The organism is Metabacillus niabensis, assembly GCF_020524345.1.
In the GTDB taxonomy this organism is placed as follows: Bacteria; Bacillota; Bacilli; order Bacillales; family Bacillaceae; genus Metabacillus; species Metabacillus niabensis_B.
In genome coordinates this window covers 29946-42989 of the sequence record NZ_JAIVLH010000020.1, presented here as the reverse complement: position 1 = coordinate 42989, position 13044 = coordinate 29946, and the positions used below count along the sequence as shown (strand labels likewise).

The window sequence follows — 13044 nt, the reverse complement described above, 5'->3', positions numbered from 1 at the left end:
CTGATGAAGGAATAAAATCCTTATCAGCCTATATAAGTTTGGAGGTTTACCATCCTTTGTAAGAATCTAATGTCTCTTGAGTTACTAGCTCAACTGGAACTTTAATTAACTCTTCTACTGCTTCTCCATTTTTCACTTTCATCCCAATTTCTGCTGCTTTTTTCACCATTTCACTAGGCGATTGTGCTGAAGTTGCATAAATAGAACTGTCTTCTTTTGCCATTGCTTCTGTTGCTTCAGGGGCTCCATCTACACCTACAATGAAGAATTCATCTTTGCGTCCTGCTTGTTCTTGAGCAATTTCCACCCCGATTGCTTCTGGATCATTAATAGCAAATACGGCGTTAATTGTTCCAGATGGATTAGCTTGTAAGATGCCCTCCATAACCGTTAACGCTTTTTCACGACTTCCTTCACCATTTTGTTTTGCTACAACTTTAATATCAGATCCTTTGATTGCGTCCTCAAATCCCTTAATACGGTCTGCTACAGCAGAAACAGGAGGTCCATCGATAATAGCAATATTGCCCTTTCCACCTAATTGTTCGATTACATACTCACCAGCTAGTTGACCTGCCTGATAGTTATCAGATGTAACTGTTGCATCCACTCCGCCATCTGCATTTACATCAACTGCAATAACAGGAATTCCCGCTTCTTTTGCCTGCAGAACGGCTGCAGCTATACCTTTTGTATCAACGGCATTAAGTAAGATGACATCTACCTTTTGGGTAATAAAGTTTTCGATTTGTGATGTTTGCTTCGCCAAGTCATATTCTGCACTTTCAACAATCACTTCCGCTCCCAACTCTTTTCCTGCTTCTTCTGCACCTTTTCCCATCGCAACAAAGAAAGGATTTGCAAGTGTACCCACTGATAAAGCTATAGTTAGTTTTTCATCCTCTTTCGATTCACTACTATTATTAGAACCACTGTTTGAGCTACCCTCGCTTGTTGATTTACTAGCTCCACTACACGCTGTCATCAAAGCTAGTACTAACATTAAAACAAACACCATGAACTTCTTTGAATTACTTTTCATTATGATCCCCCTAAGACAATTTGGTTTTTTCCGAGCACAAGTTAACCACTGTAAGATTCACGAACGATGGAAACGCTAACATTTTAGTGTTTTATATCACCACCTTAAAGATAGATTTCTATTAAATGATCAGGCTTAAAAAAGTGGTAACGCTGTCATTTTAGGCAATTAAAAATACTGATAACATTCATTGCTCATTAGTGAAAGTTTTTGTGATTGAATATGAGTATTTACGATTACTTTTGATTGATTTCGATTATATTATGATCGGTTTATTTTGTCAATTGAACCAAAATTTGTAATTTACTATTTTAATAATCTTAAAATTTATCTAATACTTTGGAAAAGTCTTAATTTATTAATGTTAACAAGAATAGTTTTCTATAAGCATGTTATATCAGCACACTAATCAAAAAAATCACAAAAAATTTTTTTATAAAAAGATCGTTCACCGCATCTTTTGATGTAAGTTACGTTTGTATATAGTAAGAAGCTAAAAAACCCCATTTCTCAATGGGGTTTTTTACTGACTGCTACCTATCATTATTATTTCATTTCTTTTAGCCATTCAGAAGTAACACTCACCATTTCATCTTGTTGCTTCTTAACAGATATTCCTGCCTCATTATCTCCTTTCTGTTTACCATAAACACCAAATTGACCATGATTGCCACCTTTTATTTCATGCATTGTTGCATGACTAGACAAAAACTTCTTAGTTTCGTTAATTTTTTCTACTGTGGTTAAGCCGTCCTTTTCTGCATAGATCGAAAGCATCGGAGTGTTCGTTTTTGAGAAATCATTCCCTTCACTAGGATAGGAACCTAATAGAAAAACTCCATCTACTTTTTTAGGATGATCAAAAGCAAATTTAGCAGCTGCAACTCCGCCTAATGAATGTCCACCTACTACCCATTTTTCAATTGATGGGTAGTTCTCTATTATCTTAGTAGCTTTGTTGGAATCAAACAGTGCAAAATTAAAATGAACTTTAGGTATGGCAACCAAGTACCCTTTGTTTGCTAACTGTTTTCCATAATAGCTGTATGCTTCAGGTTCTACTTTTCCACCAGGATATAACACCATCCCTATTTCACTTGAATGCTGATTGAAAATAATCCAATCTTCCTCATACTGAATTTCACTTTTATCTAAAAGTGTATCGAGCTCTGAAGAGGGTTTATAGGTTTGTTGTGACCATGTAAAAAACCCAAGAAATAACACGACCAGTAATAAAATAATGCCGAGTAGCATGTATTTCAATTTTCTTTTCATCCGTAGACTCTCTTCCTTTCTGAAATGATAAAGGATGTGCAAAAATCAGGGCACATCCTTTTTTTGATTAATTCTCTTTTTCTTGTACTCTTTTCAATTTACCTGGCCAAAAAGCAAATTTCCCTAAAACGGTCGTAATGGCAGGTACAAGGAATGGACGAACAATAAATGTATCTAAAAGAACACCTAAAGCTGTGATAATCCCAAACTGAACCAGAACTTGTATTGGCAATGTAGCTAGAACGGCAAAGGTTGCAGCGAGAATAATACCTGCCGAAGTGATAACACCACTTGTTTCACTTACCCCTTCTTTAATCGCTTGTTTCAATGGCATGTGCTTTCTTTTCTTCCATATGCTTGAGATCATGAAGATATTATAATCTTCTCCAAGAGCTACTAAGAAAACAAATGCATATAAAGGAATGGCTCCTTGTATTGCATCGACTCCCATTACATTATGGATAATAAACCACCCTAACCCTAAAGCTGCACTATAAGATAAAACAACGGTTCCAACTAAATACAGCATGGCTACAATGGAACGTAAGTAAGCTAAGAGCAGAATAGATATGAAGACAATTATTAATGGAACAATGAGATTCGTGTCTTCATTACTGGTGATCATAGTGTCATATTGGGTTGCCGTTTGACCTCCGATCCATACTTTTGACTCCGCAGAGGATATATCTGATCGTGTTAATGCCTGTTCCGCTGCATCTCTTAACTCTGGAATAGCTTCCATCGCCTCTGCACTATAAGGATTCACATTAAATTTGACATCATATACCTTTAAATTTTCATGATCAACACCATTTTGCGGGGCAGATACTGTATCAACAAGATTATGTTTCTGTAACTCTTTTTCTATGTCTACTGTTTTTCCTTCCGTATCAATGACGACTTGAACCGGTGCTAATTCACCAGGGGAATAAGCATCAGAAATAACCTGAAAACCTTCCCGTGACGGCATATCTTCAGGGAAAGAAGATAATAAATCATAGGTATATTTAATTTGGCTGGAATACATGGAGAAAGCCCCAAAGAAAACGAGACAAGCGATAATAATTGTCCACGGCTTCGTTGTCACAATCGTTCCGACCCAATTTCCGAAACGACTCTTTTCTTTACGTATTCGTATCGGCTTACCTTTCTTTTTAGCTAGCTCTTCCTCCATTTCAGGAGTACGGGGAATGAACGGATAGAAGGAAGCTCTTCCCATAATAGATAATAAAGCTGGAATTAGCGTTAAACTCGCTATTCCCATAACAAAAATAGATAAGCTAAAAGGGATCGCAAAACGATGGTATGCTCCATATTTCGCCACAATTAATACAAGCAGAGCAATGACAACTGTTAACCCGCTCATCGCGATTGCACCTGAAGCCTCTTTAAAGGCATGAATAAGTGCTTTTCTCTTATCTTTTACTTTTCGAAGTTCATCGCGGTACTGAGAAATTAAAAATAAACAGTAGTCTGTTCCAGCTCCAAATAATAATACGGTCATGATAGCTATAGCTTGTGAGTCAACCGTAATCCACCCTTTGTCTGCTAAAATACCTAGAATTGGACTAAGGACCATATAGGCAAAACCTACACCAATTAAAGGAATAATCGCTAAAATTGGGGAACGGTAAATGACAAGAAGGAGAATTAACACTAATAAAACTGTTGCAATTAATAATGTTACATCTGCTCCTTCAAAAAGGCTTGTAGCATCTACTTGAGTCCCAACTGGACCTGTCACTCGAGTGCTTAGTTTATCAGGATCATCAATATTTGTAGCAAAAGAATCGTAAGAAACCTTCTCTTCTACTTGCTCTTTGATCTTCTCTACATTTTTTTCAAGAATACCAGTCTCAATGTTTTCTTCAAAGAATATAGGTTGTACGAGTGTGGTGCCATCTTCAGAAATCATCTCTTGCAAAGCAGGTATTGGCATCTTATGCAAAGGAGGTGTAGATGATTGTCCTTCTAACGGTTTATCAGTTAAATCCTCTGACATTTCTTGGACAGCTTTTATATTTTCTTCATTAAAACCTGCTTCATTATGCCATGTAAGTAAAGCCGGCACTCCTGAAGAATTAGGGAATTCTTCTTTAATTAGATTTTCTGCCTCTACAGAAGGTGAATCTTCACTTAAGTTCGGGGCATTATTAACCTCAGTTTCGCTAACAGGCGGTAAGGCAATGGTTAATACCACAGTTACTATAATCCAGACGGCAATGACAATCCACCGACTTACTTTCCCTGTCATATACTGGATGATCGTGGTTAAAGGCGATTTCTTCACATAAACTCCCTCATTTCAATGTTTGTTTGTTTTACTAAATTACATTAAAATTAAAATATAACTAATGATAATTATATATACCGGAAGGTTAATTAATCAACTAGTTTAAATGTGCCAATTTCTTGAACTAGAAGGAGGAACGTATGCATGGACACTAAGAAATCTAAGAGAACACCTGGTAGACCTAGAGTTAAGGCTGAAATGAATATAACGAGGGAGCGAATTGCAAAAACAGCAGCACACCTATTTATGACATATGGATACGAAGTTGTTTCGATGCAACAAGTAGCTGAAGCAAGCAATGTAACAAAAGCCAGTGTTTATTACTATTTTAAAGATAAGGCAACACTATTCACTACAGCTGTATCAAGCATGTTTCAGCGTATTACAACACGTGTGGAGGAACTAGTAAACAGCTCGAAAGGATTAGAGAACAGATTATATGAAGTTACGTTAGAACATCTAAAGCGACCTCATGTCGATTTTGAAACATTATTACAAGAAGCGAGTTCTTCCCTTACAGAAGATCATATCCGTGAAATTCGTGACTCTGAGAAAGACATCCATAAAGCACTGGAAAATATATTTAAACAGGCAATGGAAAATGGTGAAATCATCACAACTAGCCCATTGCTGCTAGCACATGCATTTTCTACCGTAACAATGATTAAAAACAAAACAGAATTAATAACTGAATTAGGAGGATATGAAAAAACAGCTCAGTCTTTAGTAGATCTTTTTTGGACAGGTATAGCACCTAAATAAAGCAGTGAAGGCTCCCCCCTTTTCTATAAAAGGATTGGAGCCTTCAACTTTGATGTTCTGAGACGAATTTAGCCTCTCGTCTTTTCAAGCGACAGATTCTTCATTATGAAAGTACTGCCTCATTCAAATAACGGATCTCAGGTGATAAGGTTTGGAGACCGTCTGATCTTAAACTGTAAGAAACTACTTTACGTTTAAACTGTTTGACTACATCAATATGATCTTCATAACAGAAAACATATAATATAATCGTTTTTTTCCCTCTTCTCATATTGACAACAATGGGAGATACATCTGTCTCTGGATTCAAGAATAAGTGTTCGTTTCCCGGGAATATATAATATTTTTTCAAAAATGTGGCTTCGTTAAAGTAATCGGTAAATTTCATTTTCTCTTCAGATTCCAAATGTTTACCGTTATATGTCACTTTGACATCTTGTGAATTTAGATTTGGATGTAAGGCAAATTTACTTAAAATCCAATCTACTAGATCAGACGGCATACAAGTTAACACAATTTTAATTGCGGCTAGTATAAATGAAACAATAAAAGCAGATATCATCTACTTTTCAACTCCTTATTTATGAAAACTTTCATTTGTTTCACAGTTCATTTTCATTTTCCTATTAATGAATGGCAAGCTTATTTTATAAAAATATACGCGCCAATAACTAAGATAGAAAGTAAAATCACAACAGCATAAATAGCTGTTAATCTACCAATATTACTTTTTGTATTTTCCCCATAACGAACCTCTGTATCTTTTGCTGCAAAGATCGTTCCAACTAATGCCAGTATGGCTAAAACAATAATTAGAATGACTGCAAATGCCATTTATATATCTCCTCTTAGAATGAATTAAGAAAATAGTGATCGATCTTTTTATATAGTAACTTATGTACGTTATAAGTTAACCATCCAATTTGCAACTTTTTAACCCATCCACTTCAAAAGGAAACGATTTTCCCAGGGGCATTAAGATCGGATACGAAGCGTTTAATAACTTACTGAATGTTGTTAAACGCTTCAGCAAACCGCGAAATTCCCTCTCGAATTGAGTGTTTGTCCTCTCGTCCAAATGTAAAGCGAACATAGCCTTTTTCCGTTCCAAAAATACTTCCCGGGATAAAGGCTACCCCCTTTTTCACTGATTCTTCGAGTAATTTATATTCATTAATAGAATTATTTAATTTGCACCACATATGGATTCCTCCCTTAGGGATGAGAAACTCCATTTTGTTACCTAATAATGCCGTTAGACTATTAGTTAATTCTTCTCTTTGATGTTTTAACTCTTTTCGGAGCATCGTAATGTGGGAAGTGAAATCCGATGACCCTATAAACTCGTTGGCTACCCATTGCGGAAAAACACTATGACCAAAGTCAACCTGTTGTTTCGCATCTGCCAGACGTTGAATAACTTTTGAGGGACCAATAATCCAGCCAATTCGTAAACCTGATGCAACAATTTTTGATAATGAACTAATATATAAAACATTTCCGTTAAGATCCATTGATTTCAAGGTAGGATTCACACTACCGTCAAACGTCGTTAAACTGTAGGGATCATCTTCAATGATTGGAATGCCAAATTCCGCAGACAGTTCTAACACACGCTTCCGACGTTCCAAAGAAAGAATCGTCCCTGTTGGATTGTGATGGTCAGGATTTAAAAAGACCATTCGAATTCTATGCTTTTTATGTAAAGTTACAAGATCTTCGGGATTCATCCCATTCTCATCAACAGGTAACAAAAAGGTCCTCAGTCCGGCAGATTGAAAAATCGGGAGAGAGAAGCAATATGACGGATCCTCAATAGCAACAGCATCCCCCGGTTTGAGAAGACATTGAACAATCAGATGCAGAGCCTGCTGGGCACCTGATGTAATGAGGATAGAAGAAGCACTAGTATCAATATTTTTATACTCTCTTACATGTGTGGAAATCGTCTCCCTTAAATCAGCATTTCCTTGAGGATGATCATAACCAAGATAGCCTGTAAAGGTGCGGTCAGACAAAATCTTCTGAAATTGTTCAGTAGGAAATAACTGTGCTGTTAACTCACCGCTAGCCAAATTTATCAAATCATTCTTTTCTGTTTCCATCCGAATTCGTTGTACTAAGGGAAGATTCGGCACAAAGGAACCATCTTCTACATATCTGCCCCAATTCGGAATACGTTTGTGTGATAACCCCCAAATGTCTGTACTAACTCGGGTTCCGCTTCCTTTCTTTCTGCTCACAATTCCAAGTGACTGTAACTCTTCATATGCAGCAACTACTGTGCTGCGATTCACTTGTAATTCCTTTGCAAGAGTCCGTTCCGAAGGCAACATAGAGTCTGGCAGAAAAATCCCTGCTGAAATCTCTTGTTCAATATAGCTGGCAATTTGTTTATAAATAGGCATTTTATCCGTCCGGTTAGGCTTCCATTCCATTTCATCAAAACCCTTTCTGCTGTCTACTTTATCAGTAATTACTTAACCCCTCCTCTTCTTATCTAATCACTCAACATATTTATAAACTTTAATAAAGACGAAGGTACATACTTATCTTTTCTATGAATGAATACTGTTTTGACTTTTCCATATATGTTCGGAATAAAATGCTGCCTAAGGAGTCCATCTTGTACATGCTTTGCAACAACACTTTTGGGAAGCATACTTATACCTAGACCAGCAGATACACATCCAATGATTGCATCCATCGTTCCAAATTCCATTTTCTTTTTAGGAATCACGCTCTCTTCGTGAAACCATTGTTCAAGCCTTTCCCGATAAGAACATCCAGTACGAAATACAAGCAGTGTCCTTGTTTGAATATCTTTGAAAGAAGATATCGGCGGATGAATGGTATCTGTTACGAGTACCAATTCCTCCTCAAAAACTTCCTTTTGATTGAGTACAGATTGTTCAATAGGTCCAGCCACAAATGCTCCGTCAATTTCGTATTGAAGAACACCTTGAATATTTTCCTCGGTAGAGCCTGTTTTTAGGGTTAGGTCAACGTCTGGATAGTCTTTAAGGTAGTTTGAAAAAAGCACTGGTAAACGAACTGCTGCCGTTGTTTCCATTGAGCCAATTATTAACGGACCTCTTGGTGTTTGATCATCGTTCATAATACTTTTTGTTTCTTCTATAAGATCAAATATTTTTTCAGTGTATGTTAGCAACATGCTTCCTTTCGCTGTTAAAGCAGTACCACGATTATGTCTATAAAATAAAGTAGTTTTAAGATCCGATTCCAACTGCTGAATTTTCATTGTAATATTCGATTGTGCATATTGAAGTTCCCTTGCTGCCTGTGATATACTCCCCAACTTTGCAACAGTCTGAAACATTTTTAATGCAAGCAGATCCATAAAATCCTCGTCCTCTTTTCTTTCCCCATCTAATAAACTGATAGCAAATATCATTATTATGTATTATTCAATATACCAATAAAAAGGTATGCTTAAAATATACTATTTCTTTTTTTGTTTTGAAAACGTAATTCAGTTAGATTGATTATTCTGTTAAGAAAATTGAATACGGGGTGTGTAATGATGTTAACTAATAAAATGACAGAACTTTTAAAAATTGAGTATCCGATTATACAAGCTCCTATGGCTGGCGGAATAACAACATCAAAATTAGTGGCTGAGGTTACGAATTCCGGGGGACTAGGAATAATTGGAGCAGGCTATATGACTCCTTGTCAATTAAGGGAGCAAATTACTGAAATTAAGGAGTTAACACCAAAACCTTTTGGTGTTAATCTATTTGTACCTAACGAATTTACTGTTACAGAAAGTGAAATAGAATTGGCTAATCAGTTCTTAAACCCCATTCGTCAGCAGCTAAATTTGCACCAAAATGATAACATTGAACTTCCTGATTTTAATAATGATTTCGAGAAATTCATTGAACAAATTAAGGTTGTAATTGAGGAAAAGATTCCTATTTGTTCTTTTACATTTGGCATTCCTTCTAGAGAAGTAATTTACAAATTAAAACAGTCAAAGACTATTTTGATAGGGACAGCCACAACGGTTGAAGAAGCAGTTAAAAACGAAAAAGCAGGAATGGATATTGTTGTGGCACAAGGCAGTGAAGCTGGCGGGCATCGCGGGAACTTTATCAATCGATCACAAGAAAGTTTGATAGGTTTAATGTCGCTAATTCCACAGGTTGTAGATCATGTAAGCATTCCTGTTGTTGCTGCCGGTGGAATAATGGATGGCAGAGGGTTAATGGCTTCTTTTTACTTAGGAGCTAATGGCGTTCAAATGGGTACTGCTTTCTTAACTTGTATTGAAAGTGGCGCACACCAACTTCATAAAGAGGCAATCCTAAATACTAACGAAGACCAAACGGTTGTAACTCGTTCTTTTTCCGGTAAATGGGCTAGAGGGATAAAGAATAAATTCATTTTACAAATGCAGAGGCATGAAAGACTTTTACCAGATTTTCCTGTTCAAAACACACTTACTCAAGATATTAGAAAAACTTCTGCTACACAAGACAATCAAGACTTCATGTCACATTGGTGCGGACAAAGTCCAAGATTAGCAAAAAACCTAACCGTTGAATCATTACTAAAAAACATTATTAAGGAAGCAAAAAATATAAAGTTAAATATATAAAATTTGTATAATAAGGTCAGCCAAATTTCTGGTTGACCTTTTGATAAGATAGGTCTGCGAAACCTTGTTAGCCCAGTAAAACAGCAAGAATAATGATTACTTTTCTAAATTTTTCTTCTCGTTGGATCGGATAATGCTTTGAAAGCTTCATTAAGAGACATTTTGTCACCTCTACTCATGATTTATGACAACGGTTAGATAATTAGATAAGTTTCTAAATACCTAATTCCATTTTATGGTTACTGTTGACTAAATCAATGTTTTGAAGTGAAAATTTCCTCCGACCTATGATTTTGCTGTTTGGCAAGTTAACAAATTATTGATATTTTCACGATAGCTGCAGAAACATTTATACTATAGTTGGAGGTGTGAATGGTTGGAGTTAAAACAATTACTATATTTTTTAGAAGCTGCTAAATATAAAAATTTTACAAAGGCATCTGAAGTCCTTCATATTTCACAACCGGCTTTAAGCAAAATGATTAAAAGTCTTGAAGATGAATTGGATATGACATTAATTGTTCGGTCCAATAAGACGAGTGAAGTAACAGATGCCGGTTTTATTGTCATGCAATATGCTCAAAAGATTCTATCACAAATTGATGAAATGACGACGATTTTGAACGATTTAACAGAACTACAAAGAGGAACCATCAGGGTAGGAATTCCGCCGATTATTGGCAGTTTATATTTTCCGAGTGTTATGGCTGAGTTTCATAAGCAGTATCCGAATATCTCCATTAACATTACCGAATATGGCGGTGCAAAGGTTGTGAAATCTGTGGAGGAAGGTGAAATTGAACTCGGCGTTGCAGTTTTACCTGTAGACGAAGAGATGTTTAATATTTATCCGATTGTGGAAGATGGGATGAAATTATTACTACATCATCGGCACCCATTAGCAGATCGTGACCTTATTCACCTAAAGGAACTGAAGGATGAAGAGTTTATTTTTTACCACGAGGATTTTGCCCTTCATGATATTATGTGGAACAATTTTATTCGAGAAGGATTTCAGCCAAAAATTTTATTTAAAAGCTCTCAATGGGATTTAATGTCTGAAATGGTTGGGGCTAACTTAGGTGTAACCATCTTGCCTGAATCGATTTGTACCCGTGTAGAAAATAAGTATGTGAATATCATCGATATTGAACCTTTTACACCATGGAATTTAGCTGTCATAACAAAAAAGGATAAGTATCTCTCATTTGCTGCGAAACGGTTAATTGAATTTTTTCTTTAACCCATTATAACTTTTAGTTATCACTTTAATAGTTATTATGTATTTTACGAATGATAAAAAGCGTAGTACCATGATCCATAGACTAGGATTTGAACCGGTCTAAAAAGGGGCTTGGTTTGCTCCTTCCTACACAAGGGAGGGTTATCATAAATGAAACTACTTACAATTTTTATACAAATTTTATTTATCGCTCTATTCTTTTTTATAGGTGCAGGGATAAAAGAAATAATCTCAATACCAGTGCCTGCTTCAATGATTGGGTTAGCATGTTTGTTACTCGCCTTATTTACAGGTGTCGTAAAGTTGAAATGGATTGAAAAAGGCGGGAATTGGCTATTGGCAGAGCTATTGCTTTTCTTCATACCCTCCGCAGTCGGTATTGTCAACTATAATGAAATGATGAGTTGGCAAGGAATTGAATTGGTGTTAATTATTGCTGCCAGTACATTTATTGTCATGGCCGTAACAGCCTTTACTGCAGACTTTATCCAAAAAAAGCAAAGTAGTGCTGTCAAATGAATATTATTCTATTGACAGTGTTAACGATCATTATTTATAAGCTTATAAAGCTAACGAATAAAAAGTGGACGTTAGCTTTTTTACACCCTTTATTACTTTGTCCCATTGTCATCATTTTGTTGATTCAAGTGCTTGGTATTTCGGCTGATACGTATATGGATTCTGCAAAAGTGCTAACAGATTTATTAGGACCCGCAACAGTTGCATTTGCGATTCCAATATACAAACATTTTCATTTAGTTAAAAAATATATCGGGACAATTATTGTCAGCATTACAATTGGAACATTGGTTGCGATATCGTCTACTTTTGTTTTATCACTTGTTTTACACTTAAACTCTACTTTTTTAATTAGTATTTTACCTAGATCCATTACCACTCCGATTGCTATTGAAGTGTCGAAGGAAATTGGCGGGACCCCTACCTTAACAACAATCTTTGTGATCATTACAGGAATAAGCGGGGGAATTATTGGTCCCTTTACACTGAAATGGTTGTCCATTAAATCACCGATTGCAAAAGGGTTATCGCTTGGTATGAGTGCACATGGTGTCGGTACTTCTAAAGCAATGGAATATGGTGAACAAGAGGCTACTTTTTCCTCCCTGGCGATGATTTTCGCAGCGATTTTGACGATGGGATGGGGAAGCTTTCTCATTCCATTGTTAATGAATATGGCACATATTTAACGTAAAAAGCCAAAACTGTGGTGAACATAAATAAGAATAGATCTAACACAAAAACGCATGAATGATCCGTTCATGCGTTTTACATTTACTTGCTTTTTTCTACATAAAGCCTCGCTTATTTTAACTCTTTTATATACCAAGCATCACAAGCATTATGATCTGACCCATCCAGTGCCTTATCAAGCTGTTGGAAACCAAATTTGAGGTAAAGATGATTTGCTGTTTGGAGTTTCTTCAACGTTTCTAAATAACAGTATGTATAGTGTTCCTTGGCGAAGTCGAGTGCTACTTTCATTAACTTTTTCGATAGTCCTACTCCTTGAGCTTCAGGTGATATGTATAACTTTTGCAACTCGCAAATCCCGCGCCTCTGTCCAAATGGTGCGATACCTACACCGCCTACCACTTCATTTTGATCATTCACAGCAACCCAATATTTCGCATTTGTTAGCTTCATGTAAAATTGTGCAAGAGTACTTAACTGGGGGTCAGAATAGGCTGTCCCTGGAATATTTAAGTGATAGGATTCTAATGAGTTTTTAATAATTTGCTCTATTTTTTGATTGTCCTTTTCTTCCATTTCACGAATCCACATTG

The 13044-nt window shown here is 36.2% G+C and carries 13 protein-coding genes; 5 read left to right on the top strand and 8 right to left on the bottom strand.

Annotation, left to right across the window (positions count from 1 at the left end):
• Nucleotides 1-46 precede the first annotated feature (46 nt).
• The 3 genes from LC095_RS20000 to LC095_RS19990 form a co-directional block, all read right to left on the bottom strand.
• Nucleotides 47-1042: an ABC transporter substrate-binding protein gene (locus LC095_RS20000; RefSeq protein WP_226529844.1), complete on the bottom strand. Its 996-nt coding sequence runs from the start codon at nucleotides 1040-1042 to the stop codon at nucleotides 47-49.
• Nucleotides 1043-1588: 546 nt separating this feature from the next.
• Nucleotides 1589-2317, bottom strand: a complete 729-nt coding sequence (locus LC095_RS19995) for an alpha/beta hydrolase (protein WP_226529843.1) — start codon at nucleotides 2315-2317, stop codon at nucleotides 1589-1591.
• A gap of 67 nt (nucleotides 2318-2384) precedes the next feature.
• Nucleotides 2385-4571 (bottom strand): MMPL family transporter, encoded by a 2187-nt coding sequence (locus LC095_RS19990; RefSeq protein ID WP_264196140.1) that lies wholly within the window; start codon nucleotides 4569-4571, stop codon nucleotides 2385-2387.
• A gap of 183 nt (nucleotides 4572-4754) precedes the next feature.
• On the opposite strand from LC095_RS19990, the gene LC095_RS19985 reads away from it, so the two are divergent.
• Nucleotides 4755-5372: a TetR/AcrR family transcriptional regulator gene (locus LC095_RS19985; protein ID WP_226529841.1), complete on the top strand. Its 618-nt coding sequence runs from the start codon at nucleotides 4755-4757 to the stop codon at nucleotides 5370-5372.
• Nucleotides 5373-5475: 103 nt separating this feature from the next.
• Here the strand turns inward: LC095_RS19985 and LC095_RS19980 are convergent, their stop codons facing one another.
• The 4 genes from LC095_RS19980 to LC095_RS19965 all read right to left on the bottom strand — a co-directional run bounded on the left by LC095_RS19980 (nucleotide 5476) and on the right by LC095_RS19965 (nucleotide 8733).
• Nucleotides 5476-5934, bottom strand: a complete 459-nt coding sequence (locus LC095_RS19980) for a YfmQ family protein (protein ID WP_226529840.1) — start codon at nucleotides 5932-5934, stop codon at nucleotides 5476-5478.
• 80 nt (nucleotides 5935-6014) lie between these two features.
• Nucleotides 6015-6206 (bottom strand): hypothetical protein, encoded by a 192-nt coding sequence (locus LC095_RS19975; RefSeq protein ID WP_226529839.1) that lies wholly within the window; start codon nucleotides 6204-6206, stop codon nucleotides 6015-6017.
• Between the two features lie 170 nt (nucleotides 6207-6376).
• Nucleotides 6377-7810, bottom strand: a complete 1434-nt coding sequence (locus LC095_RS19970) for a PLP-dependent aminotransferase family protein (protein ID WP_226529838.1) — start codon at nucleotides 7808-7810, stop codon at nucleotides 6377-6379.
• Nucleotides 7811-7872: 62 nt separating this feature from the next.
• Nucleotides 7873-8733: a LysR family transcriptional regulator gene (locus LC095_RS19965; protein ID WP_226529837.1), complete on the bottom strand. Its 861-nt coding sequence runs from the start codon at nucleotides 8731-8733 to the stop codon at nucleotides 7873-7875.
• 183 nt (nucleotides 8734-8916) lie between these two features.
• Here LC095_RS19965 and LC095_RS19960 point away from each other — a divergent pair, with 183 nt between their 5' ends.
• The 4 genes from LC095_RS19960 to LC095_RS19945 all read left to right on the top strand — a co-directional run bounded on the left by LC095_RS19960 (nucleotide 8917) and on the right by LC095_RS19945 (nucleotide 12447).
• Nucleotides 8917-9996: an NAD(P)H-dependent flavin oxidoreductase gene (locus LC095_RS19960; RefSeq protein WP_226529836.1), complete on the top strand. Its 1080-nt coding sequence runs from the start codon at nucleotides 8917-8919 to the stop codon at nucleotides 9994-9996.
• A gap of 376 nt (nucleotides 9997-10372) precedes the next feature.
• Nucleotides 10373-11239, top strand: coding sequence for a LysR family transcriptional regulator (locus LC095_RS19955; RefSeq protein ID WP_226529835.1), 867 nt, complete (start codon nucleotides 10373-10375; stop codon nucleotides 11237-11239).
• Nucleotides 11240-11389: 150 nt separating this feature from the next.
• A complete protein-coding gene (locus LC095_RS19950; protein WP_226529834.1) occupies nucleotides 11390-11758 on the top strand; it encodes a CidA/LrgA family protein in 369 nt (122 codons plus the stop codon).
• A 17-nt stretch (nucleotides 11759-11775) separates the two neighbouring features.
• Nucleotides 11776-12447: an LrgB family protein gene (locus LC095_RS19945; protein ID WP_226529898.1), complete on the top strand. Its 672-nt coding sequence runs from the start codon at nucleotides 11776-11778 to the stop codon at nucleotides 12445-12447.
• A gap of 115 nt (nucleotides 12448-12562) precedes the next feature.
• On the opposite strand, the gene LC095_RS19940 is transcribed toward LC095_RS19945, so the two are convergent.
• Nucleotides 12563-13042 (bottom strand): GNAT family N-acetyltransferase, encoded by a 480-nt coding sequence (locus LC095_RS19940; RefSeq protein ID WP_226529833.1) that lies wholly within the window; start codon nucleotides 13040-13042, stop codon nucleotides 12563-12565.
• Nucleotides 13043-13044 lie beyond the last annotated feature (2 nt).